This window comes from Methylocapsa aurea (assembly GCF_000746085.1).
Classification (GTDB): Bacteria; Pseudomonadota; Alphaproteobacteria; order Rhizobiales; family Beijerinckiaceae; genus Methylocapsa; species Methylocapsa aurea.
Map to the genome: position 1 here is coordinate 170,558 of NZ_JQKO01000004.1, position 21,421 is coordinate 191,978.

The 21,421-nt window shown below is 61.1% G+C and carries 24 protein-coding genes; 14 read left to right on the forward strand and 10 right to left on the reverse strand.

The annotated features are described in order from the left end of the window. Window position 1: 1 nt before the first annotated feature. The 5 genes from DL86_RS03875 to DL86_RS03905 form a co-directional block, all read right to left on the reverse strand. Window positions 2-292, reverse strand: a complete 291-nt coding sequence (locus tag DL86_RS03875) for an acyl carrier protein (RefSeq protein ID WP_245276219.1) — start codon at window positions 290-292, stop codon at window positions 2-4. A 339-nt stretch (window positions 293-631) separates the two neighbouring features. Next, the gene (locus DL86_RS03885) at window positions 632-1,192 is read right to left on the reverse strand and encodes a L,D-transpeptidase (RefSeq protein ID WP_084572683.1); all 561 of its coding nucleotides are present in this window, start codon (window positions 1,190-1,192) and stop codon (window positions 632-634) included. Between the two features lie 161 nt (window positions 1,193-1,353). Further along, window positions 1,354-3,291 (reverse strand): acetate--CoA ligase, encoded by a 1,938-nt coding sequence (gene acs / locus DL86_RS03890; protein ID WP_036258617.1) that lies wholly within the window; start codon window positions 3,289-3,291, stop codon window positions 1,354-1,356. Window positions 3,292-3,450: 159 nt separating this feature from the next. After that, window positions 3,451-4,230 carry an invasion associated locus B family protein gene (locus tag DL86_RS03895; RefSeq protein ID WP_245276220.1) on the reverse strand — a complete coding sequence of 260 codons (780 nt, stop codon included), beginning with the start codon at window positions 4,228-4,230 and terminating at the stop codon, window positions 3,451-3,453. Window positions 4,231-4,608: 378 nt separating this feature from the next. Continuing rightward, complete coding sequence (locus DL86_RS03905; protein WP_051952631.1) at window positions 4,609-5,370, reverse strand: DUF1223 domain-containing protein; 762 nt, start codon at window positions 5,368-5,370, stop codon at window positions 4,609-4,611. 242 nt (window positions 5,371-5,612) lie between these two features. Here DL86_RS03905 and DL86_RS03910 point away from each other — a divergent pair, with 242 nt between their 5' ends. The 3 genes from DL86_RS03910 to DL86_RS03920 all read left to right on the forward strand — a co-directional run bounded on the left by DL86_RS03910 (window position 5,613) and on the right by DL86_RS03920 (window position 7,854). Beyond that, window positions 5,613-6,260, forward strand: coding sequence for a LemA family protein (locus tag DL86_RS03910; RefSeq protein ID WP_084572684.1), 648 nt, complete (start codon window positions 5,613-5,615; stop codon window positions 6,258-6,260). Window positions 6,261-6,343: 83 nt separating this feature from the next. Further along, window positions 6,344-7,240 (forward strand): TPM domain-containing protein, encoded by an 897-nt coding sequence (locus tag DL86_RS03915; protein ID WP_245276221.1) that lies wholly within the window; start codon window positions 6,344-6,346, stop codon window positions 7,238-7,240. Further along, window positions 7,240-7,854, forward strand: a complete 615-nt coding sequence (locus DL86_RS03920) for a TPM domain-containing protein (protein WP_036258352.1) — start codon at window positions 7,240-7,242, stop codon at window positions 7,852-7,854. Before DL86_RS03915 ends, DL86_RS03920 begins: the two co-directional genes overlap by 1 nt. A gap of 21 nt (window positions 7,855-7,875) precedes the next feature. On the opposite strand, the gene DL86_RS03925 is transcribed toward DL86_RS03920, so the two are convergent. Continuing rightward, a complete protein-coding gene (locus DL86_RS03925) occupies window positions 7,876-9,072 on the reverse strand; it encodes a lytic murein transglycosylase (RefSeq protein ID WP_245276222.1) in 1,197 nt (398 codons plus the stop codon). A 135-nt stretch (window positions 9,073-9,207) separates the two neighbouring features. After that, window positions 9,208-9,609 carry a MerR family transcriptional regulator gene (locus DL86_RS03930; protein WP_036258354.1) on the reverse strand — a complete coding sequence of 134 codons (402 nt, stop codon included), beginning with the start codon at window positions 9,607-9,609 and terminating at the stop codon, window positions 9,208-9,210. A 72-nt stretch (window positions 9,610-9,681) separates the two neighbouring features. On the opposite strand from DL86_RS03930, the gene DL86_RS20895 reads away from it, so the two are divergent. Genes DL86_RS20895 through DL86_RS03945 form a run of 3 tightly spaced genes read left to right on the forward strand, consistent with a single transcriptional unit; the run spans window position 9,682 to window position 10,741 of the window. Further along, a complete protein-coding gene (locus tag DL86_RS20895; RefSeq protein WP_036258356.1) occupies window positions 9,682-10,029 on the forward strand; it encodes a mercuric transporter MerT family protein in 348 nt (115 codons plus the stop codon). A 12-nt stretch (window positions 10,030-10,041) separates the two neighbouring features. Next, window positions 10,042-10,332, forward strand: a complete 291-nt coding sequence (merP, locus tag DL86_RS20900) for a mercury resistance system periplasmic binding protein MerP (RefSeq protein WP_036258358.1) — start codon at window positions 10,042-10,044, stop codon at window positions 10,330-10,332. A 19-nt stretch (window positions 10,333-10,351) separates the two neighbouring features. Continuing rightward, the gene (locus DL86_RS03945; RefSeq protein ID WP_051952633.1) at window positions 10,352-10,741 is read left to right on the forward strand and encodes a carboxymuconolactone decarboxylase family protein; all 390 of its coding nucleotides are present in this window, start codon (window positions 10,352-10,354) and stop codon (window positions 10,739-10,741) included. 69 nt (window positions 10,742-10,810) lie between these two features. Here the strand turns inward: DL86_RS03945 and cpdR are convergent, their stop codons facing one another. Beyond that, window positions 10,811-11,209, reverse strand: coding sequence for a cell cycle two-component system response regulator CpdR (cpdR, locus tag DL86_RS03950; protein WP_202899155.1), 399 nt, complete (start codon window positions 11,207-11,209; stop codon window positions 10,811-10,813). A 202-nt stretch (window positions 11,210-11,411) separates the two neighbouring features. On the opposite strand from cpdR, the gene DL86_RS03955 reads away from it, so the two are divergent. Then, window positions 11,412-12,392: an N-formylglutamate amidohydrolase gene (locus DL86_RS03955; RefSeq protein ID WP_036258360.1), complete on the forward strand. Its 981-nt coding sequence runs from the start codon at window positions 11,412-11,414 to the stop codon at window positions 12,390-12,392. A gap of 27 nt (window positions 12,393-12,419) precedes the next feature. On the opposite strand, the gene DL86_RS03960 is transcribed toward DL86_RS03955, so the two are convergent. Next, window positions 12,420-12,896 carry an invasion associated locus B family protein gene (locus DL86_RS03960; RefSeq protein WP_245276230.1) on the reverse strand — a complete coding sequence of 159 codons (477 nt, stop codon included), beginning with the start codon at window positions 12,894-12,896 and terminating at the stop codon, window positions 12,420-12,422. Window positions 12,897-13,676: 780 nt separating this feature from the next. On the opposite strand from DL86_RS03960, the gene coxB reads away from it, so the two are divergent. From coxB to DL86_RS03985, 6 genes are all read left to right on the forward strand, one after another. Continuing rightward, window positions 13,677-14,567 (forward strand): cytochrome c oxidase subunit II, encoded by an 891-nt coding sequence (gene coxB, locus DL86_RS03965; RefSeq protein ID WP_036258362.1) that lies wholly within the window; start codon window positions 13,677-13,679, stop codon window positions 14,565-14,567. A 106-nt stretch (window positions 14,568-14,673) separates the two neighbouring features. After that, window positions 14,674-16,338: a cytochrome c oxidase subunit I gene (gene ctaD, locus DL86_RS03970; protein ID WP_036258365.1), complete on the forward strand. Its 1,665-nt coding sequence runs from the start codon at window positions 14,674-14,676 to the stop codon at window positions 16,336-16,338. Between the two features lie 219 nt (window positions 16,339-16,557). Beyond that, complete coding sequence (locus DL86_RS03975) at window positions 16,558-17,514, forward strand: heme o synthase (RefSeq protein ID WP_051952635.1); 957 nt, start codon at window positions 16,558-16,560, stop codon at window positions 17,512-17,514. A 4-nt stretch (window positions 17,515-17,518) separates the two neighbouring features. Then, entirely contained in the window at window positions 17,519-17,686 is a 168-nt protein-coding gene (locus DL86_RS20240; protein ID WP_202899156.1) for a hypothetical protein, read from the forward strand. A 111-nt stretch (window positions 17,687-17,797) separates the two neighbouring features. Further along, a complete protein-coding gene (locus DL86_RS03980) occupies window positions 17,798-18,322 on the forward strand; it encodes a cytochrome c oxidase assembly protein (RefSeq protein WP_245276223.1) in 525 nt (174 codons plus the stop codon). Window positions 18,323-18,472: 150 nt separating this feature from the next. Further along, entirely contained in the window at window positions 18,473-19,336 is an 864-nt protein-coding gene (locus tag DL86_RS03985) for a cytochrome c oxidase subunit 3 (protein WP_036258367.1), read from the forward strand. 239 nt (window positions 19,337-19,575) lie between these two features. Here DL86_RS03985 and DL86_RS03990 read toward each other — a convergent pair whose 3' ends face one another. Next, window positions 19,576-20,064, reverse strand: a complete 489-nt coding sequence (locus DL86_RS03990) for a cupin domain-containing protein (protein ID WP_036258372.1) — start codon at window positions 20,062-20,064, stop codon at window positions 19,576-19,578. A gap of 384 nt (window positions 20,065-20,448) precedes the next feature. Between DL86_RS03990 and DL86_RS04000 the strand changes: the two genes are divergently transcribed. Continuing rightward, window positions 20,449-21,420: a cupin-like domain-containing protein gene (locus DL86_RS04000; protein WP_051952636.1), complete on the forward strand. Its 972-nt coding sequence runs from the start codon at window positions 20,449-20,451 to the stop codon at window positions 21,418-21,420. Window position 21,421: the final 1 nt, after the last annotated feature.

The window sequence follows — 21,421 nt, forward strand, 5'->3', positions numbered from 1 at the left end:
TTCAGCTTTTTTCTTTGACGATGGCCGCGATCGCATCGGTCAGGCCCCTGACGTCCTTCGCATCGAGGAAAGGGCCATCCATCGGGATATAAACATCGAACGTCGCTTCGAGAGCGGTCAAGATCATCACGATGTCGATCGATTTGAGATCGAGGCTCTCGATCGTCGCGTCCAAGGTGACCTTCTCGCGGTCCAACGAGCCTTCCTTGACGATGACATCGATGACCTGGTTGACAAGGTCGCCATGCTCAAAGACCTTCGTTTCCACCGATTGCTCCCGTCCGCCGGACATTATTGGCTTCTCCGTCCGGTTTGTTGCGCGAATGCATGCGCGCTCGAACCGTCTTGCACGCGCGAACGCGTCTGGCGCTGGAGCCACGGCTTGCCAAAGGCCGGGAGAACGGCGACGCGCCCACCGGGCGCGGCTCGGGCCGCCATGCCAGCGCGGCTGTTGAAGGGCTTTGGTTAATCCAATCCGAGGCGGAAGGAAAGGCCCCTATCGGCGGAGCCTGAGCGCTGCGCTCTCCCTCCGCGTGCAAAAAGCAATTCGGGCCGAACCCGCCGCCAGGTTCAGCCCGAACAATACTGACAAGCCGCACGCGGCCGACGACGAGCCCTTCCGCTAAGGGCTTTATGGAACGGCGACGACCCGGGTTCCAACCTGCACGCGATGGAAGAGATCGACGACATCCTCGTTATACATGCGGATGCACCCATAGGATGCGGCCGTGCCGACCGATTTGCGCATGCTCTGAGTGGTGCCGTGGATCGCGACTTCCGAAAGATTCAAGGTGAGCGCGGCGGCGCCCATCGGGTTGCGCGGCGACCCGCCGGGGATCACCGCCGGAAAGTTCGGATGGTCTTGCCGGACCACTGCGGGGGCGGACCACGCCGGCTCGACATATTTTCCCTGGACAAACGTCTCGCCCTGCCAGGCCCGGCCGGACCGGCCGATCGCGATCGGATAGCGAATGGCCGTCCCGCCTCCGGTCGTGAAGTAGAGTCGTCGCTCGCTTTGCTTGATGATGATCGTTCCCGGCGGATAGCTTTGCGAAAACGCCACGTTCTCCCGCGCCTGCGCCGAATTTGCCGCGATGATCAAAACGGCGCAGACGCCCAATGCCGCAAGTAAGCTCGCGCTAAAATAGACTTTTCTGAAAATTGATCTGCCGCCTGTACGCAACTTATTCATAGACGCCCCCAACGATACGAGACGAACCGACATAGACTCGAAGATTAGACCGAGCCTTCGATCAGACTATACCAAGGGCTGTGCTCAGCCGGGCAGAAACCTCCCGCTTAGGTTAAATTGTGGTTTAATTATGGCGTTCCTGCCTCAATTTGAAACGCCGCTCACCCGATTCGGTTGCGTATGAGTTCATCGACCACGGCCGGATCCGCCAAAGTCGAAATATCGCCAAGCGCGCTGAACTCCTGTTCGGCGATCTTGCGCAGAATGCGGCGCATGATTTTGCCCGACCGCGTTTTCGGCAGGCCGGGAGCGAAGTGAATGACGTCTGGCGATGCGATCGCTCCGATATCCTTGCGCACCCAGGCGATGAGATCGGCGCGGAGCGCCTCGCTCGGCTCGATCCCGACCATCAGCGTGACATAGGCATAAATGCCCTGACCCTTGAGGTCGTGCGGATAGCCGACGACGGCGGCCTCCGAGACCTTGTCATGCGCGACAAGGGAGCTCTCGACTTCGGCGGTGCCAAGCCGGTGTCCCGACACATTGATGACGTCGTCGACCCGGCCGGTGATCCAGTAATAGCCATCCTCGTCCCGGCGGCAGCCATCGCCGGTGAAATATTTGCCGGGATAGGCGGAAAAATAGGTCTGCACGAAACGCGCATGGTCCCCATAGACCGTGCGCATCTGTCCCGGCCAGGAATCGGCGAGGACCAGATTGCCGGTGCAGGCGCCTTCAAGGACGGCGCCGTCGGGACCGACGACCTCCGGCTTGACGCCGAAGAAAGGCAGGCTCGCCGAGCCCGGCTTCAAGGCCGTCGCCCCGGGCAGCGGGGTGATCAGAATGCCGCCGGTTTCGGTTTGCCACCAAGTGTCGACGATCGGGCAGCGGTTGTCGCCTACAACCCGGTAATACCATTCCCAGGCTTCCGGGTTGATCGGCTCGCCGACCGAGCCGAGCAGCCTCAAGGAGGCGCGGCTGGTCGCCTTGACGGGCGCGTCGCCAGCTCCCATCAACGCCCGAATCGCGGTCGGCGCGGTGTAGAAAATATTGACCTGGTGCTTGTCGATCACTTCCCAGAAGCGGGACAGGCTTGGATAGGTCGGGACGCCCTCGAACATCAGCGTCGTCGCGCCATTGGCGAGCGGACCGTAGACGATATAGCTGTGTCCGGTGACCCAGCCGACGTCCGCGGTGCACCAATAAATGTCGCCGGGATGATAATCGAAGACATATTGATGCGTCATCGAAGCGTAGACGAGATAGCCGGCGGTGGTGTGAACGACGCCTTTGGGGGCGCCGGTCGAGCCCGAGGTGAACAGGATAAAGAGCGGATCCTCGGCGTTCATTTCGGCGCATGGGCAATGCGCCGGCGCCTTCGCGACCGCCTCGTCGTACCAGACATCGCGCCCATCGACCCATTCGACCGGGCCGCCGGTGCGCCGGACGACCAGAACCGTCGTCACGCCGTCGCCGCTTTTCTTGACCGCCGCATCGGCATTGGCCTTGAGCGGCACCTTGCGGCCGCCGCGCAGGCCTTCATCCGCGGTGATGAGAACCTTGGATTGGCACCCCTCGATGCGGCCGGCGAGCGAATCGGGGGAAAAGCCGCCAAACACCACCGAATGAATAGCGCCGATCCGGGCGCAGGCGAGCATGGCGTAGGCGGCTTCGGGAATCATCGGCAGGTAGATCGTGACCGTGTCGCCCTTCGCCACGCCCCGCGCCTTCAGCACATTGGCGAGACGGCACACCTCCTCATGCAATTGCCGGTAGGTGATATGTTTTGATTGGCTCGGATCGTCGCCCTCCCAGATGATCGCGGTCCGATCAGCGGCCTCCGCAAGATGGCGATCGATGCAATTATGCGCGACATTGGTCGTTCCGTCCTCGAACCATTTGATCGAGACCTCGCCGGGTCCAAAGGACGCATTCTTGACCTTGGTGAAGGGCTTGATCCAATCGATGCGCGCGGCTTCGCCGGCCCAGAACCGATCCGGATCGGCGATCGAACGCCCATAGAGCTCCTTGTATTTCGCCGCATCGACATAGGCGCGCGCGGCCCAGTCGGAGGCGACAGGATAGATCTTGTCCGACATCTTCTTCCCTCCCGAGGGATGCGTTTTTTCGCATCTTCCTGAGCTTAGATCCCTAATATGCGCCCCGACGCTCCGCCTGAACAGGCCGGTCGCAGCTTGGAGCGCTCCCTTTTCGATCAGGGCATGCCCCAAATGCCACCGATGCCTCCACGGCGCGGCCTACGGGCAATCCTTCTGGACCCTTTCAAGGGCCTGCGAAATTCCGGACAGCGAATAGGTGTCGGTCGTGACGCGGCCTTTCTGCGAAGGCGCCTTGACGATGAGCTTCGAGCCCTTTTTCAGGGCGTCAATGAATTGGGATTCCTCGGCCGGATTCTTGATCCAGGCATTTGATCCCTTGGCGACGAGATCGAAGCTCGATCCGCCGATTTCGGCGCGCCCGTCCGCGCCCTCCTTCAGGGCGAAGCCCATGATGATCGAGACTTCGTTGCGTACGTTTTCGCCGGGCCGGTTCGAGATGAACACATAGGCCGGGTCGCGATTCAGACCTCCGGGCGCCCGGTCCTTTGGACTGGCCAGCGCGTAACAGGTTTTATCCTTGCCGCTCTGCGCGAGATAGGCGCCCCAATCGCCATAATTGCCGACCTGAATTGGTTTGCCGGGCTTTTTTTGATCCGCGCCCTTTGTCTCGCCTTTGGCGTCGGATTTTTTCGAATCCTGGGTCTTTGAATCGGCCTTCTTGGCCTCCTCCTTCTTGTGATCGCTCCTCCGGGCTTCAACGCGCCAATGCGCCCTGTCGTCGCTCGATTTGACGGCCTCGGCGTGCAGGTCCTTCGCGGCCGCGCCCGCCATCTGCGCCGATGCATCGCCGGGCGTAGCGAAACTTGCGTCGGGCGCGGCGAAGGCCACGAGGGCTGCAAATAGAGCCGCGGCGCCTCGGAACACAACCGCGGCGCTTGGGAACACAGCCGCCGCGCTTGGGGAAAAACGGAAAATCATGACGCTCGGATGCTCCTTGCCTGCCGCCTTACCCAAAAGGAGAGGATTCGTCAGCTAAGCAGATCCCAAAAAAGTTGAAAGGCCTTTTCATTGGAGATCTGCTTCCAACCCATTGATTTCGAACTTCGTCCATGTCGATCGAGGGTAAGCGATTCGACCGGCGCGCTCCAGATTCGAAGCTACGAATCCGATCCTCAGGCTTCAAGCCAAGCCGCTTCGGCCCAGCCGAGAAACCGAGCTTAAGCTTATAGAGGGTGAGCGGAACTGGCAAAAGAGTCTGACGCGATTGATTCAGGCAAAATTCGCGCGCGCGGGTTTCTTTGCAAAGCGGCGATCTTGGCAAAGCCGCGATCATGGACTCCAAATGAGTCGAGTCGCTCAGAGGCCCGCTGTTTTCGCGGCGCCGAGGATCACGCCCGGCTGCTCCAGCGTGCCGCGCTGCACCAAAACGACATAGCCTTCGTCGTCGCCCCGCGTTTCGGGCATGTTGAATGTCTTGTTCGCGCCGGTCCACTCTCCGAGCTTGTCGATCGCCCGGACGACATTCGTGTAGGTCACGTTGCGGCCGGCATTCTCGCCGTGGCCAATCCGCACGGTCCGCGCGCGCAAGACGCGCAGCAGGAACACGCCGGCCGGACCGCCCCCGCCAGCCTCGACCTCGATCGACAGACGCCCATCGGCGACCGACAGGCGGGTGGGCAAAGTCAGCGCGCCATCGCGGCCCTTGGTGGTCTGGATCGCCTGATCGATCTCGTCCCGATCGCTGCCGATCGCGCCGACGAGCCCATTCACCACCGCCTCGGGCGTAAAGACGTGATGTTCCCCATGCGCCGCCGCATAGGCCTTTTGCCGGGCCGCAGACAAGGGCGAGGCCAGCGTATCCTTCCAGCCGATATAGTCCCAGTAATCGACCGGGAAGGAGACCGCGACGACCTCCGGCCGGCGCGCTATCCCCGCAAGCAATCGGTCGGCCGGCGGGCAGGATGAACAGCCTTGACTCGTGAAAAGTTCTACAACGTAACTGATCGCGCCGGTGCCGGAAGGTTCGGCCGCGAGCGCGCAACAGGCCACGATCAAGGATGCAGCTTGGGCGCCCGGCAAAAAGATGGAGCGAAATAGGGAGAAATCAAAAAAATTCATGAAGGCGCCGCCATTGCAGAGAGTGTCGCCATAAGCGTCATAATTTTGAGTGAATGTAGAGAAACCAATGTCTCGCGCCAGTCAAATCCTGGTGACCCAAGGCCAGCCGCTGCGACGGCCAAATCTCGCAAAAACAAATTCTTCGGCCAAACCCCTTCGGCCAAAAAATCCCGGCGCCGGCTTCGGCCGCGCCCTATAATCCCGCATCCGGCCCATCGCCGCGCTCATTTCCGGAGCCCCTCATGACCTTGCCCGCGACCCTTCCCTCCACCTCGCAAATTTATCCGCCCTCGCAAAGCCCCCTGCGCCAGTTGCGCGCGCTTCTTGTTCTCGTCCTCATCGGCATCGGCGTTTCAGGCTGCGGCTATAACACGATCCCGACGCTGGAGGAGGAGGCCAAAGCCAAGTGGGCGGACGTCCAGAACCAGTATCAACGGCGCGCTGATCTCATTCCCAATCTGGTCGCGACCGTCCAGGGCTACGCCAAGCAGGAGAAAGAGGTGCTGACCTCGGTGATCGAGGCGCGCGCCAAGGCGACGTCGGTCAAGATCGACGCCTCGCAATTGACCGACCCCGAGAAACTCAAACAATTCCAGGAGGCCCAAGGGCAATTGTCGGGCGCACTCGGCCGCCTGCTGGCGGTCAGCGAGAATTATCCGGACCTGAAATCCAATCAGAACTTCCTCGCCCTGCAATCGCAGTTAGAGGGCACCGAGAACCGCATCGCCGTCGCGCGGCGCGACTATATTGAAGCGGCGCGGGTGTTTAATACCGCGCTGAGAACCTTCCCGACCATCCTTTGGGCGAAGACTTTATTCCTCGGCCATAAGCCGCTCGCGGCCTTCACGGCCAATGAATCGGCGCAGACCCCGCCGCAAGTGAAATTTTGACGGCGCCGCGCAGGACTTCGGCCGCGCCGCCAAAGGCGATCCTCCAAGGGCGTGGGCGCCCGCAGAGCGCCTGGCCGGCGGCCGTGCGGAGCCTCGCGGCCGGGCTCTTCGCGGCGATCGCCTTCGCCGCCGCGCTCGCGCTCAGCTTTCCACCGCTGAGCGGGCGCGTCGTCGATCAGGCCGGCATCATCCCAGAGGCTGTTCGCGCCTCGCTTACGGACAAACTGGAAGCGCTCGAAGCCAAATCCGGCATTCAATTCGTCGTGGCGACGGTCAATTCGCTCGAGGACGAGGAGATCGAGCCCTACGCCAATGCGCTGTTTCGCAACTGGAAGCTCGGCGAGAAGCAGAAGAACAATGGCCTGCTTCTTCTCATCGCGCCGAAACAGCGCAAGGTGCGCTTCGAGGTCGGCTACGGCCTCGAAGGGACGATGACCGACGCCTTGTCGAAGATCATCATCACAAATGCGATGACGCCGCGCTTCAAGACCGGCGATTTCGGCGGCGGAATCGAGCGCGGGGTCGATGATGCGATCACAGTTCTGACGACCGATGCGTCCGAATGGCAGAAACGCCCGGAGCTCCGGCTCGACCGCCACGGCTCGACGCTTGACAATTGGACGCCGTGGATTGTTTTTGCGCTGTTCCTGCTGATTGTCTTTATGCTCATGAGCGCGCCCCGAATCGGGGCCCCGCCGCGCGCCGCCTCGCGTTGGGGGGCCCCGGCAAGCTCCGGTTCGCGGTGGGGCCAGCAGGCCTCGAGCTCCCGATGGGGTGATCCCCGAACGGCGCCGCCCCAAAGCGACAGCCTGTTTTGGAGCAATCTCCTCTCGTTTCTGCTCGGGATGCTGATGAATTCGGGACGCGGCGGGGGGCGCGGCGGTTGGGGCGATGATGGCGGCTGGGGCGGCGGATCTGGCGGCGGCTTTTCCGGCGGCGGCGGGTCGTCGGGCGGCGGCGGCGCTTCTGGAGGTTGGTGATGACGCAAACTTTATCTTTCGAAGACCAGCGCCGGATCGGCGCCGCGATCAAGGCGGTCGAGGCGAAAACATCCGGCGAAATCGTCTGCGTCGTGGCCCGCGCGGCCTCCGACTACATGACCTATGCGATCGCCTGGTCGGCGCTGGCCGCCCTGGCTGCGCCCTGGTTCCTCATCGCCTTCACGCAGCTTTCCACGCAGCGGATTTTTCTGATTCAGGTTTTGGTTTTCTCGGCGCTTTTCTTCGTTCTGTCCGGGTCGTCCCTGCGCCATCGCCTGGTTCCGCGCGGGGTCCGGCGGGCGCAGGCGCATCGCGCAGCGATGGAGCAATTCATGATCCGCGGCATGGCCCGCAAGGAAAACCGCGCCAGCATTCTGATTTTCGTCTCCCTCGCCGAACATTATGTCCGCATCATCGCCGATGACGGAATCGCGGCCAAGGTCGACGACTCCGTCTGGCGGGAGGCGGTGGACGCCTTGCTCGCCAATATCCAGGACGGAGAGATCGCGGAAGGATTCACAATCGCGGTCGAGAAATGCGGCGGCGTGCTCGCCGAGCATTTTCCGCCGGGGGACAAACAGGACGAACTGCCTGACCGGATTTATGTGATTTGATGCGGGACGGGCGTTGCCGGCTCACCTGCCCCGCAAGGCCGCAAGGACCGAGGCGCTGGCGCGTCCGTTCGGCGCAAGTCCCGCCTTGGCTTGAAAATCAGCTATCGCCTGCTTTGACTTGGTTCCGATCACGCCATCGGCCTTGCCGTCGAGATCATAGCCCCTGCGCATGAGCAGCGTCTGCAATTCGCGCCGGTCCGCGCGGGACAGGCCGAGGTCGTTGGTCGGCCACGCCGTCACAAGCCCCTGGCGTCCGCGCAGGCGATCTGACAGAAGCGCGATCGCCAGTGCATAGGATTCGGCGGCGTTATAGGAATAGATCGCATCGAAATTGCGGGTGACGAGAAAGGCCGGTCCGTTGGCACCCGCCGGGAGCAACAAGCCGGCGCTGCCGCCGCCAAGGCCCGAGCCGTCGATTCGGGTCAGGCCCCGCGCCGCCCAGGCCGCCATCGGCTCCTTGCGGGTGCGCCCGGAGGGACCCGAATAATGCTCCGGCAGCCGGACCTCGAAGCCCCATTCGGCGCCGGGCGTCCAGCCGCCCTTGCGCAAATAGGCGGCGGTCGAGCCTAGCGCATCGGGAACGGAATTGATGAGATCCTTGCGGCCGTCTCCGTCAAGATCAACGGCGATTCGCAAGAAGGTCGAGGGCATGAACTGGGTATGGCCAAACGCCCCCGCCCAGGACCCGTTGAATTGGGACGGGTCGATGTCGCCGTGCTGGAGGATCTTCAAGCCGGCGATGAATTCCGAGCGAAAATAGGCCTGCCGCGTTCCACCGCAGGAGAGCGTGGCGAGCGATTGAACGATCGGGCGGGTCCCAAACGCGCGGCCGTAATCGGATTCGACGCCCCAGACTGCGGTGATCGTCGCCGGATCGACCCCGTAATGGCTTTGGGCCGAAGCGAGCGCTTGGCCCCAACGCGCCATCATGGCGCGGCCGTCGCTGACCCTTTCCTCATCGACGAGACTGGCGAGATAATCCCAGATCGGCGTCTTGAATTCAGGTTGCGACTTGGCGAATTCCAACACCTCGGGGTTGGGCTGGAGCCCGCGCGTCGCCTTATCGAAAGTCGCGGCGTCAACGCCCGCCGCCCCGGCCGCCCCGCGCAGCCCGGCGAGGCAATCCTCGAAGCCGCCGGCCGCGGCCATGGCCGGCAGAAACGTCAGGCAAAGCGCCAAGCCCGCGGCGCATCCTCGCGCGGCGGAAGCTTGCGTCATCGGAAGGCGCATAGCGGGTCGATTGGAAAACAAGGCATTTCCCCATTCATGGAAGGAGCTGACGGATTCGCACGCCATTGTGCCGCGCCGGCAGCGCCAAGGCAAAATAGAAGTTTGCCCTTCAGCAATCGCGCATCAATCGTCGCGCGCAAGAACGTTAATGATTGGACACGGCTCGTCTGTCCTTCCGGCGTCGCATTGGCGCGTCAGTTCGGCCAGCGCATCGCGCATTTTTTGGAGATTGGTCAGCTTCGTCTCGATGAGCCCAAGTTTGCTCGCCGCCAGTTTTCGCGTTTCAGCGCAGCAGATCGCCCCGTCGAGGCGAAGCAGGGTGAAAATTTCCTCCAGCGTGAACCCGAGCGCCTGCGCCCGCCTGATGAACCTGACCCGCTTCGCCACCGCGGCGGGATAGCGCCGTTGACCGCCAAACGGCTTCGCTGGCTCGTGGAGCAAGCCGCGCCGCTGATAATAGCGGATGGTTTCGACATTGACCCCGGCGGCCGCGGCGAGCTGACCGATGCTCAATTCATCCGGCATAAATTCTCCCCTTGAACCCGTACCATACTACGGAGTTTAGACTAAGGGTAAGATCGCTTTGGAGTCTTTGAGATGGCGCGACTTGACGCGAAAACAGCGCTGGCCGCCAGCGCCCTAGCCGCCATCGGCGCCTCGCTCTGCTGCGTCGGGCCGCTGGTGTTGCTGGGGCTCGGCATCGGGGGAGCGTGGATCGCGAACCTGACCGCCCTTGAGCCCTACAGCCCGATCTTCGCCGGTCTGACGCTGCTCTTCCTCGGCTTGGCATTCCGCAAGCTCTACCTCACGGCCGAGGTCTGCGGACAAGGCGCTGCCTGCGCCGATTCGCGTATGCTCGGACGCCAGCGTCTGACCTTCTGGGCGGTCGCCGCGCCGCTTTTCGGCCTCTTGGCCACGCCATGGCTCGCGCCACTGTTCTACTGACGGGAGATCCTTGTGCGTCGAAAGGTTCAATCCGCCTCGCTTGCCGCCTCCCTCGCCTTGCTGCCACTCGCGGCGTTTGCGGGCGCGCCGCGAACCGTCACCCTCGATGTGAAGAACATGACCTGTCCAGTCTGCCCGATCACGGTCCGAAAGGCGCTGGAAAAGTCGCCGGGGGTGGCCGAGGCAAGAATCGATTTCGATAAGAAAACTGCGACGGTGACCTTCGACCCTGACCGAGCCGATGCCGCCGCGCTCATCAAGGCGACCACGGACGCAGGTTATCCGTCGTCGCTGCGCCCATAATCCTGAACGAGGCCATCCTATGAATGCGCCGCTTGCCGATACCGACCCAGCCTTGGAACTGATGGCCGAATTTGGCCAGATCACAAATGGCGTCTCCAAACATATCAACCAGATGCGCCAGGACGCGATTTTCGCGGAGGGCGCCGTCCCGGCGCGCTACAAGACATTGGCGGCGATGCTTTGGGCCATTTCAGCGCGCTGCGAGCCATGCTTTAAATATTACGTGCAGCAAGCCGTGAGATTAGGCGTAACCGACAAGGAAGTCGGCGAATTCCTCGCTGTGGCGTCAACGATGGGCGGATGCGTTGGCGAGATGTGGGCCCTGAAGGCGTTCAAGGCCTATAAGGACATCAAGCGCGGCGCGACCGCGGCGGCGACCGAGGAGCCAACGTGCTGCCCCTCGCATTGACGGCCGCCGGATTGGCGATCCAATTCAAACCGTCAAATTGAACCAGCGAGGCCAGGGCGTCAGTGAAGCTCAGGCCCCGAGCAGGCGCTGCACCTCATTGACGAGGTCCTTGAGATGAAAGGGCTTGGAGAGAATCTTAGCCTGCGGCGGAGCGTTATTATCCGGATTCAGCGCGACCGCAGCGAATCCGGTGATGAACATGACCTTGATGTCGGGGTCGAGTTCGGTCGCCCGGCGGGCCAATTCGATTCCGTCCATCTCGGGCATCACGATATCGGTCAGCAGCAATTCGAAAGGCTCCTCGCGCAGCCTTTGATAGGCGGAAAGACCATTGTCGAACGAGGCAACGTTGAAGCCCGCGTTCTGCAGCGCCTTGCCGAGAAAGCGGCGCATGTCGTTGTCATCTTCGGCAAGCAGGATTTTGCCGAGCTGGATCTTGGAATGGGTCGGAATGTTCATATTGTTCATGGGGCGCCTCGCAACTGCCGCCATCAAAGGGCCGGGCTGGTAAAAATCCGGTGAAAATCGCCGGTCATTGCGCTGGCCTTTAGTTTTTCCGTTTCGCTGTGATCTTTTTGCCCCGCCGCGATATTGATGAGTTATCCTTGACAGATTGATGAAGGCTGCACAATTTTCATAGGCTGCGGCTTCGCAAGGGAGATTTAAGTTCATGACTTCGGAGCCGCACGCCAATGGGTCCGCCGCGAGCGCATCCGGAAAGCTCGATGCGGCGCATGAACCCGAGCTCGACCCGTCATTCGAGGTTCTAGAGCCGGCCCTTCTCCGCTCCCCGCTGGTTTTTTCGTCGCCGCATTCGGGCAATGTGTATCCGCGCCGCTTCCTTGAACGCGCACGGCTCGACGTCGCGGCGCTGCGCCGCTCCGAAGACGCTTTCGTCGATGATTTATTCGGCGCCGTCGGCGCTCTGGGGGCCCCGCTGATCCGGGCGCGGTTTCCCCGCGCCTATCTCGATCTCAATCGCGAACCTTATGAATTGGATCCGCGGATGTTCGAGGGGCGGCTGCCCGCGTTCGTCAATACGCGTTCGATGCGAGTCGCCGGGGGGCTTGGAACCGTCCCGCGCGTCATCGGCCAGGCGCAAGAAATCTACGCCGCCAAGCTGCCGGTGGAAGAAGCGCTCGGTCGGATCGAAAAAATCTACAAGCCCTATCACGCGCGCCTGAGCGGGCTGCTCGCCAGGGCGCAACAAAATTTCGGCCTCGCTGTTCTCGTCGATTGCCACTCGATGCCGTCCGGCGCCCTGCTCGCCAGCGCCGGATTTCCCAATCCGATCCGCTTGGTTGGCCTCGACGCCAAGGCTAAGGCCGATTTCGTTGTCGGCGACCGTCATGGGACGAGCTGCGCTGCGATTTTGGTGAATGTCGTCGAAGAGGAGCTGCGCCGGCTCGGCTATTCCGTCCGCCGCAACAAGCCTTACGCTGGCGGCTTTATCACCGAACATTATGGCAATCCGCCCGCCCATTGCCACGCCATGCAGATCGAAGTGTGCCGCTCCCTGTATATGGACGAGCAGACGGTCAGCAAGGGGGAGCGATTCGCCGATGTCGCCGCGGCTTTGACCAAGGTCGCAACCGCCCTCGCCGCCACCGTCGCGGCGTTGCCGACCGCGCTGCGCGCCGCCGCCGAATAAAGGCCAGATGCAGGGGATGCGGCGCGCTCAAGGGAGCGCGTCGAATCCTTCCTTGAAGCCGGCCAGAGTGAGCGGAATGCCGACGCCTTCTTCTGGCGTCTGGAATATGATGAAGGTCGCGCTCTGGCCTTTCTTCATCTGCTCGATCAATTTCTCTTCCATGACGACCTCGGCGACGCAGCCGGTCGGAAGGCAGCGCACGAAACCGGCCCGGCCAACGTCGACGTCGTCTATTTTGAGCCCCAGGCCAGACGGCAGCAGCACGCCGAGCGGGGCGATGACGCGTAAGAGCCGGCTCTTCCCGTCGGCAGTCTTGAGGACGATGACGACGAGATTGATGTTTGGTTTGTCTTCCGCGGCGACGCTTTGCAGGAGAGCGCATTGCTCCCGGGCGGCGCCGGGCGGCGTCTCGCAGCGCAATTCCCAGTCGCCATGCTTGGCTTTCACCACGCCCTGGCCAAAAGCCGCGCACCCGCCGCCCATGAGCCAAACGCCGATGAACATCGAGCGGAACAGCCGCTTGACCACCCTTGCTTTCATTGCCTCGATCGCCTGCGCCATGGTCTCTCCGAAATGCGAATCTTACGTCCGCCTATTGCCTTATATTAAATTTTCTCAGTTTGCGCGCCGACGCTCTCGCCTCGACGCGAATCGCGCGCGGCGCATCGCCGAAGAGGCAGGGAGGATCCAGCGACGGCCGGCCTCCAACTGAATTTGTCAATTGCGCGCCAGAACAAAGGGCGCCCGCGGGTTCATTCGCATCCCAAAATTTAGGCGCCGAAAAAGAGGAAGATTGAACCGCGAAAGCAGGCTCCTAAAAAGCGACTGCCTTTTTCCCATCGGACCAGCCCTAACTCCCACCTTTTTCGGGCGCCCTCGCCGATCCAGCGCGACCCGCAGCCGGGAACGCGCCTTTGCGCCCGATCCTTCCGGCGAGAATCGATCACGCTCCTTACTTACTTGTTTTTGCGAATGATCTTCGTCAGCAAGTCCGAGGTCTAATGCCGATCATGCTCTAGCAAATCGCTTCCGCCTGTCAAGCAACGCGCTGGGCGTTCGCCTCAGCAAAATAGCTGACCGAGCCGCTGGCTAAACAGTCTGCTATGAAAAGTCGCATAATGGCGCGTCTTTGTCGCGCGTATTTGCCGCAAGCCGCAATCGTTACAGGCTCATTGCGCTCAATCAGCGTTTGTGGTTTTGAACCCGTACCCTCAGCCACTAGACGAGGCAAAACGGAAATGGTAGGCGCGGCGCGTCAGCCGTGCAACCGGAGCACCGACTTTCATGAGACTTGCCAGCACAGCCGCGCGACCCAGCCCCGCGTTTCGCACGCCCATCCTCCATGCCTGCCTTTGGCTGACGGCGCTTGCCGCCGGTTCGGCCCATGCGGACGGTTTCCCCGAACCCGGCCAGATCGGTTTCGAGGAAGCGGTCACGCCAATCGCGCACGAGATGCATTTTTTCCATGATTGGATCTTGTTGCCGATCATCGTCATGATCAGCTTGTTCGTTCTGGGCCTCCTCGCCTATGTCATTTTTCGGTTCAACGAAAAAGCCAATCCCGTCCCGTCGCGGACGACGCATCATTCCACCCTCGAGGTCATCTGGACCGTGCTCCCGGTGATGATCCTCGTCGTGATCGCGATTCCCTCGTTTCGCCTCCTCGCTCACCAAGTGATCGTGCCGGAGCCGGATCTGACCGTCAAGGTGACCGGCAAGCAATGGTACTGGACCTATAACTATCCGGCAGATCAGGGCGGCGGATTCGAATTCGATTCCTACCTGATACCCGAGTCGGACCTGAAGCCGGGCGATATCCGCCTGCTTTCCGTCGACAACGAGGCCGTCGTGCCGGTCGGCAAGGTCGTGCGCGTGCTGATGACGTCAGCTGACGTGATCCATTCGTTCACGGTCCCCTCCTTTGGCATCCGTATCGATGCGATTCCCGGACGGATGAACGAGACCTGGTTCAAGGCGGAGCGCGAAGGCGTCTATTATGGCCAATGCTCAAAAATATGCGGCCAGGGCCATGCCTATATGCCAATCGCCGTCCGCGTCGTGAGCCCTGAAAAATACGCGGCGTGGCTTGTCGAGGCGAGCAAGAAATTTGCTTCGACGAACGCCGCGCCGATCCATCTCGCGGATAGCGGCGCGCAGTCCGTCGATCAGCGCTAGAGCGCCTCTCGATCGCATGGAATCATAATCAAACACTGTGGAGCCTGCCGCAATCGCGGCGCGCTCCAGGGGCGACGGCAAAACCAGAGTTCGAGGGAGATCCCCGTTGGCGACGACCACATTAGACCATCAAGAACATGCCCATCCGACCGGTTGGCGGCGCTATTTGCTTTCGACCAACCACAAGGACATCGGCACGCTCTATATCATCTTCGCCCTTGTCGCCGGCGTCATCGGCGCCATCATGTCGGTCCTGATGCGGATGGAGCTGCAGGAGCCGGGCATCCAGATCTTCAATCATCTGGCCCAGATCATCAACGCCGCTTCGCCAGAGACGGCGGTCGACGCCGCGAAAAACCTCTACAACGTCATGATCACGGCGCATGGCCTCATCATGATCTTTTTCATGGTGATGCCGGCGCTCATCGGCGGCTTCGGCAATTGGTTCGTCCCGATCATGATCGGCGCGCCGGACATGGCCTTCCCGCGGATGAACAATATTTCGTTCTGGCTGCTTCCAGCCTCCTTGACCCTCGCCGTGATCTCGATGTTCGCAGAAGGCGCGCCGGGAATGATGGGCTTTGGCGGCGGCTGGGTTCTCTATCCGCCCTATTCAGGCAATACGGGCGCGCCTGGCCCGGCGATGGACTTCCTGATCCTCTCGATCCATTTGGCCGGCGCCTCCTCGATCCTCGGCGCAATCAATTTCATCACGACGATCTTCAACATGCGCGCCCCCGGCATGACATTGCACAAGATGCCGCTGTTCGCATGGTCGGTCCTCGTCACCGCCTTCTTGCTGGTGCTGACCCTGCCGGTGCTCGCCGGCGCCATCACCATGCTCCTCACCGATCGCAATTTCGGGACGACCTTCTTCGATCCCGCCGGCGGCGGCGATCCGCTCCTGTTCCAGCATCTGTTCTGGTTCTTCGGCCATCCGGAAGTCTACATCCTGATCCTGCCGGCCTTCGGCATCATCAGCCAGATCATCTCGACCTTTTCGCGCAAGCCCGTCTTCGGCTATCTCGGCATGGCTTACGCGATGGTGGCGATCGGCATCGTTGGTCTCGTGGTCTGGGCCCACCATATGTACACGGTCGGCCTGTCCCTCGACACACAGCGCTATTTCGTCTTCGCGACCATGGTGATCGCGGTGCCGACCGGCGTGAAGATCTTTTCTTGGATAGCGACCATGTGGGGCGGCTCGATCTCGTTCCGCGCGCCAATGCTCTGGGCGACCGGCTTCATCTTCGTGTTCACGGTCGGCGGCGTGACCGGCGTCGTGCTCGCCAATGCCGGCATCGATCGCGCCTTTCACGAGACCTACTACGTGGTGGCCCATTTCCACTATGTGCTTTCGGTCGGGGCGGTGTTCGCGATCTTCGCCGGCTTCTACTACTGGTTCCCGAAGATGACCGGCTACATGTACAATGAGTCTCTCGCCAAAGCGCAGTTCTGGGTGACTTTCATTGGCGTGAACCTCACCTTCTTCCCGCAGCACTTCCTCGGCCTAGCCGGAATGCCGCGCCGCTATATCGACTATCCCGACGCCTTCGCCCAGTGGAACCAGATTTCCTCTTACGGCTCCTATATTTCCGGCATTGGCCTCGTCTTGTTCTTCTATCTGATCTATGACGCCTTCGCCAAGAAGCTGCTCGCCGGAAACAATCCGTGGGGCCCCGGCGCAACGACGCTCGAATGGACGCTATCGTCCCCGCCGCCGTTCCATCAGTTCGAGACCTTGCCGCGCATCAAGGATTTGGAGCATTGAAATAAAACGCGGCGCGGCGGAGCTTTCGCCGCGCCCTATAGATAGCGCGCCAGGACCTGGCCGCCCAGCGCCTGCGGCGGGCGGAAACGCGCAGGCGCTGCGCTTAAGCGACCAATAGCGAGGCGCTGGCGTCAAGAGCGCCTCGCATGAACGTTTCGAAAGCAAAGTGAGTTTTGTACCAAAATGCGCGGTTGGCGCAGGAATTGAGTCGGCGCGGACATGAGTTTCATCAGCGGAAGCAGCGAGAGAACAGCCTCGGACCTCACGGTTTCGATCGCAAGCCCCTCCGATTATCTCGCCCTGCTCAAGCCCCGGGTCATGTCGCTCGTGGTTTTCACCGCTCTTGCCGGGGTCTTGATCGCCCCGACGCATGTCCATCCGGTCATCGGCTTTGCTTCGCTGCTCGCCATAGCGGTCGGCGCCGGCGCCTCGGGCGCTCTCAATATGTGGTATGACGCCGATATCGACGTCCTGATGAAGCGGACCCGGAAGCGGCCGATTCCAGCCGGCAAAATCAGCGAGGGCGACGCCCTCGGCTTCGGCGCGACCCTCGCGGTTCTCTCGGTCATGACCCTTGGCATCGTCGCCAACTGGCTCGCCGCCGCCCTTCTCGCTTTCACGATATTCTTCTATGTCGTTATCTACACGATGTGGCTGAAGCGCTCGACCCCGCAAAACATCGTCATCGGCGGCGCCGCGGGGGCGTTTCCTCCCATCGTCGGCTATGCCGCGGCCACAGGCGAAATCAGCCTGGCCAGCCTCGCCCTATTCGCGATCATTTTTGTCTGGACCCCGCCGCATTTCTGGTCGCTCGCCTTGGTGAAGGCCGACGAATACGGCCGCGCCGGCATTCCGATGCTCCCCAACGTCAAGGGCGCCAACCGCACCCGCCTGGAAATCCTCCTCTACGCGATCGTCCTGGCTCCGCTCGGCCTTTCGCCCTGGCTGCTGGGATTCGCCTCCCTCGCCTATGGGCTGCTCGCCACCGTTCTTGGCGCGCTCATGCTGCTGTTTGCGGCGCGCGTTTATTTTGTCCGCACCGGCGAGCGGGCCGATCGCTGCGCGAAAAGCCTGTTCGGATTCTCAATCCTCTATCTTTTCCTCCTCTTTGCAGAGATCGTCGGAGAGCGTCTTCTTGCGTTTTCGCAACGGCTGACAATCAACCTGCCATGGTGATGCTATGACGAATGCTGGCGAACCCGAAGGCATCACATTGACCCCGGCGCAGCTAAAGAGCCGGCGTCAACGCAATGTCGCGATCGGCATTGCGATCGGTTTCTTCGTCCTGCTTTTCTATGTCGTGACGATCGCCAAGCTCGGGCCCGGCGTGCTCGAGCGGCCTCTGTGACATGACCCAATGATCCGGCGCAGCGCCCAGAGCGCCCCCAAATCTCCGCGAGCGCCAATATTTGGACGCACGAACCTCGTCGCCGCCGTCTTTGTCGCTATAAGCTTGGCGATGCTCGGCCTGACATTTGCTTCTGCGCCGCTCTACCGCCTGTTCTGCGCCGCGACCGGCTACGGCGGGACGATCCAGGTCGCCAAGGCCGCGCCCGCGAGCAAAGGCCTGCGCGACCTGACGGTGCGTTTCGACGCCAATATCGCACCCGGGCTTTCATGGAAATTCGAACCGGAAACGCCGGAGATCCGGCTGCGGACCGGCGAAACGGCGACTGTCTTTTACAAAGTCACCAATATGTCGAATGCGGAAACCGCAGCACAGGCGATGTATAACGTGAGCCCCGATATTGCCGGCGCCTATTTCAACAAAATCTCCTGCTTCTGCTTCGATGAACAAAAACTCGGCCCGCACGAGACAACGGAATTGCCGGTCGTATTTTTCCTCGACCCCGCCCTCGAGAAGGATTCAACCATGAGCGGCGTCCGATCCGTCACGCTCTCCTATACTTTTTTTGCCGCCAAGCCTTCGGCGTCCAGCGCCGGAGGCGACGGCAAGACCGGCGCGAAGGCGAAGCCTCTCTAGACCGGGACGATCGGTCGCCTTGACGGCCGCTCCCAAACGAGGCAAACGCCATCAGCCAATTTTGCGGCCGGATCCCGTCACGGGCATTTCGGCGGGTTTCAACGAGATAGGCTCACGTGAGCCTTCAAGCCGGAAAAAGGGTTAACTTTGATGTCGGACGCCCACGCGAAACCGAACCACGATTATCACCTCGTCGACCCAAGCCATTGGCCGATCCTCGGGGCGCTCGCCGCTTTTGTCTTGGCGGTTGGGGCCATCTTGTGGATGAAGCACTTGTCCTTGGCCGGCGTCATTCCCGGCTCCTTGGTCTTCGGCGCCGGCCTCATCGGCCTTCTCTTCGTCATGGGCTCCTGGTGGGCCGACGTCATCAATGAGGCCGAATACGGCGGCTACCACACGCGCGTCGTGCAGATCAGCCATCGCTACGGCATGATCCTGTTCATCGCTTCGGAAGTGATGTTCTTCGTCGCCTGGTTCTGGGCTTTCTTTGACGCCAGCCTCTTCCCAGGCGAGGCCATTCAATATTCCAGAGCCGAATTCACCGGCGGCACTTGGCCTCCGAAAGGGATCGAGGCGCTCGACCCCTGGCATTTCCCGCTGCTCAACACGCTGATCCTCCTGACCTCGGGCCTGACCGTGACCTGGGCGCACCACGCCCTCCTCAAGGGCGATCGCTCCGGCTTGAAATATGGCCTGATCCTCACCGTCCTCCTCGGCCTCCTGTTCACCAGCGTTCAGGCCTATGAATACGCCAACGCCCCCTTCGCGTTCAAAGGCTCGATCTTCGGCGCGACCTTTTTCATGGCGACCGGCTTTCACGGCTTCCATGTCATCGTCGGGACGATCTTCTTGAGCGTTTGCCTTATTCGCGCCTTCGCCGGACAGTTTTCGTCCACCCAGCATCTCGGCTTCGAATTCGCGGCTTGGTATTGGCATTTCGTCGACGTGGTTTGGCTGTTCCTGTTCGCCTGCATTTACGTGTGGGGATCCTGGGGCGCCCCGATGGAGCACTAGAGCGGGATGCGAAAAAGTGGACTCCGGTTTTTCGCGTCAAATCCCGCTCTCTTCTCAACAATGGATCACGTTTCATGCTTTTGGATGTTTCCATCTAAAAGCATCGTGATCTAGCCCGCGCAAGACGCGCTTATTCGAAGCGCGGCCACCGCGATCGATCCGGAGCATGAACGAGTTAATCGAACTCGTTCATGCTCTTTTTTTCGCCAAATGATCTTGCCTGAAAACGCCGCCATTTTTCAGGGACATAAAGGTTTCGCTAGGTCGGCGCCATCAAGGAACGCCGCAACCGCCGGGTCCCTTCTCAACGCCGCGCGATCCTCCTCGGTTGGAAGATGCGGCCGGTCCCGCGCCGCATTGACAAGGCATAGAAATCCAAGCGGCGCCGCCGCGCTCGCGCGGAACTGATGCCAGGTCCAGGGCGAAATCGTCACAAGATCATGCAAGGCCAGCGGATGGACCGCCGCGCCGACTAGGCAATGTCCTTCTCCGCGAAGCACCACGACCGCATGCATATGTTCATGCCGCTCGAGGGTGGAGAATCCGCCAGGCTCAATCTCGAAATAGCGCAATTCGCCGAGCAAGCGCGGATCGGAAAACAGCGTCTGCCGGGAAATCGCCTTGAATGGCGCGCTCTGATCGTCCTTGTAAGGGCGATGCTCGACGCCAGCCCAGCGGAACTCTTCGGCCTTGCGCAATGACATTGGTTCGGGGTCGGCGTCAGACATGGGATCCCCTCAGGCGCGGCGGTCGCGCAATTGCGAACGGCGGTTTTTTGAGCGCTTGTCGGTCACTTGATCATTTACAAAAATGGTCTGGCTATTGCTCACAACGCCAATTTCATCCATAGATGGACCTTCCTTTGAGCGCCACATTTGTCTGATCGACATATACTTATCCTGGATGATTTCTCCCGGAGCCATGCGGCTTCGCGCAGGTTGAAACAAAGGGCGGCACATGATCATGCTTGATCAACCCGCAGGCGCCAATGCATCCGTTGATCATGGGTGTTCATATACTGAACGTCGGAGGGGGTTTGGCCGAACTTTGGCGGGGTTCGCCGGCTTCGCGTCGAGCCGTTTCGCCAACCTCGGACGCTATGGGAGCTCCAAATGACGTCTCTCTCAAATCAAGTCGCTGAGGCGCCAGATGTCCGCATCATCGGGCCAGACGAACCAAGCGTCTGGAAACAGATGAATTGCGCCCCTTTCACCTTCCGCCATAATCTCGCGAACCATCCCCTGTTCGATCTCGCCAAGCTGGCGAGCCTCGCCACGGCGGCGGTCGAGCGGGGCGATCCGGCGAAATTCGGCTTCAGAATAAAAGGCGGCGACGCGAAATTCAACGACGCTCCTTTGCGGGACAGGCTCTTCCAGGCCGTTGAACGCATAGAAGCGGGCGGAGCCTTCTTCAAATTGTCCAGTCTTGAGGAATTGGACGAGGACTATGGCCACATTCTTCGCAAGACAATTGGCGAAGTTGAAGACATCACGGGACTGCCCTTGCGGCAGGACATTGGCTACTCGGGACTCTCGGTCTTCGTCGCCTCGCCCAACATGGTGACGCCCTATCACTTCGATGCCGACACCAATTTCCTTTTTCAGGTTCGCGGCGAAAAGGACGTCCGTCTTTTCGATCCGAAGGATCGCTTCATTCTGACCGAGCCCGAAATTGAGCGTTTCTACGCGGGCAACCCGATGTCGGCCATCTATCGCGATGAGGTTCTAGAATCGGGAACAGTATTCCATCTGGACCCCGGGATCGCTGTCCACCACCCGCCCTTGGCGCCTCACATTGTGTCGACAGGGAACAATGTTTCGGTGAGCGTCAGCATGTGGTTCATTCTGCCTCCCGAAATTCGTCAGGCGCGAATCTACCAGGCGAATTTCTGCCTCCGGCTGCTTGGATTGCAGCCGCTGCCGCCCGGCCGATCGAAATTCCAGGACCGCGTGAAAACCGCGGCCTTCGAAAGCCTTACAGCGTCCAATCCAAAGAGCATCGATGAACTGCTCTATTCCGGCATAAACAGGCTCAAGGCGCCATTCAGGGCCGCCGAACGACTCGTCCGGGGCCGCGCCGCCTGAC

What these genes read in the sequence shown, in the direction of transcription:
- DL86_RS03990 (WP_036258372.1), bottom strand. Translation starts at nt 20,064, where the DNA reads ATGTCTGACGCCGACCCCGAACCAATGTCATTGCGCAAGGCCGAAGAG.
- DL86_RS03920 (WP_036258352.1), top strand. Translation starts at nt 7,240, where the DNA reads ATGACGCAAACTTTATCTTTCGAAGACCAGCGCCGGATCGGCGCCGCG.
- DL86_RS03885 (WP_084572683.1), bottom strand. Translation starts at nt 1,192, where the DNA reads ATGAATAAGTTGCGTACAGGCGGCAGATCAATTTTCAGAAAAGTCTAT.
- DL86_RS20895 (WP_036258356.1), top strand. Translation starts at nt 9,682, where the DNA reads ATGGCGCGACTTGACGCGAAAACAGCGCTGGCCGCCAGCGCCCTAGCC.
- DL86_RS03980 (WP_245276223.1), top strand. Translation starts at nt 17,798, where the DNA reads ATGCTCGGCCTGACATTTGCTTCTGCGCCGCTCTACCGCCTGTTCTGC.
- coxB (WP_036258362.1), top strand. Translation starts at nt 13,677, where the DNA reads ATGAGACTTGCCAGCACAGCCGCGCGACCCAGCCCCGCGTTTCGCACG.
- DL86_RS03905 (WP_051952631.1), bottom strand. Translation starts at nt 5,370, where the DNA reads ATGAATTTTTTTGATTTCTCCCTATTTCGCTCCATCTTTTTGCCGGGC.
- DL86_RS03985 (WP_036258367.1), top strand. Translation starts at nt 18,473, where the DNA reads ATGTCGGACGCCCACGCGAAACCGAACCACGATTATCACCTCGTCGAC.
- DL86_RS03945 (WP_051952633.1), top strand. Translation starts at nt 10,352, where the DNA reads ATGAATGCGCCGCTTGCCGATACCGACCCAGCCTTGGAACTGATGGCC.
- DL86_RS03930 (WP_036258354.1), bottom strand. Translation starts at nt 9,609, where the DNA reads ATGCCGGATGAATTGAGCATCGGTCAGCTCGCCGCGGCCGCCGGGGTC.
- DL86_RS03925 (WP_245276222.1), bottom strand. Translation starts at nt 9,072, where the DNA reads ATGACGCAAGCTTCCGCCGCGCGAGGATGCGCCGCGGGCTTGGCGCTT.
- DL86_RS04000 (WP_051952636.1), top strand. Translation starts at nt 20,449, where the DNA reads ATGACGTCTCTCTCAAATCAAGTCGCTGAGGCGCCAGATGTCCGCATC.
- DL86_RS03955 (WP_036258360.1), top strand. Translation starts at nt 11,412, where the DNA reads ATGACTTCGGAGCCGCACGCCAATGGGTCCGCCGCGAGCGCATCCGGA.
- DL86_RS03875 (WP_245276219.1), bottom strand. Translation starts at nt 292, where the DNA reads ATGTCCGGCGGACGGGAGCAATCGGTGGAAACGAAGGTCTTTGAGCAT.
- DL86_RS03910 (WP_084572684.1), top strand. Translation starts at nt 5,613, where the DNA reads ATGACCTTGCCCGCGACCCTTCCCTCCACCTCGCAAATTTATCCGCCC.
- DL86_RS20240 (WP_202899156.1), top strand. Translation starts at nt 17,519, where the DNA reads ATGACGAATGCTGGCGAACCCGAAGGCATCACATTGACCCCGGCGCAG.
- DL86_RS03960 (WP_245276230.1), bottom strand. Translation starts at nt 12,896, where the DNA reads ATGTTCATCGGCGTTTGGCTCATGGGCGGCGGGTGCGCGGCTTTTGGC.
- DL86_RS03895 (WP_245276220.1), bottom strand. Translation starts at nt 4,230, where the DNA reads ATGATTTTCCGTTTTTCCCCAAGCGCGGCGGCTGTGTTCCCAAGCGCC.
- acs (WP_036258617.1), bottom strand. Translation starts at nt 3,291, where the DNA reads ATGTCGGACAAGATCTATCCTGTCGCCTCCGACTGGGCCGCGCGCGCC.
- cpdR (WP_202899155.1), bottom strand. Translation starts at nt 11,209, where the DNA reads ATGAACAATATGAACATTCCGACCCATTCCAAGATCCAGCTCGGCAAA.
- DL86_RS03975 (WP_051952635.1), top strand. Translation starts at nt 16,558, where the DNA reads ATGAGTTTCATCAGCGGAAGCAGCGAGAGAACAGCCTCGGACCTCACG.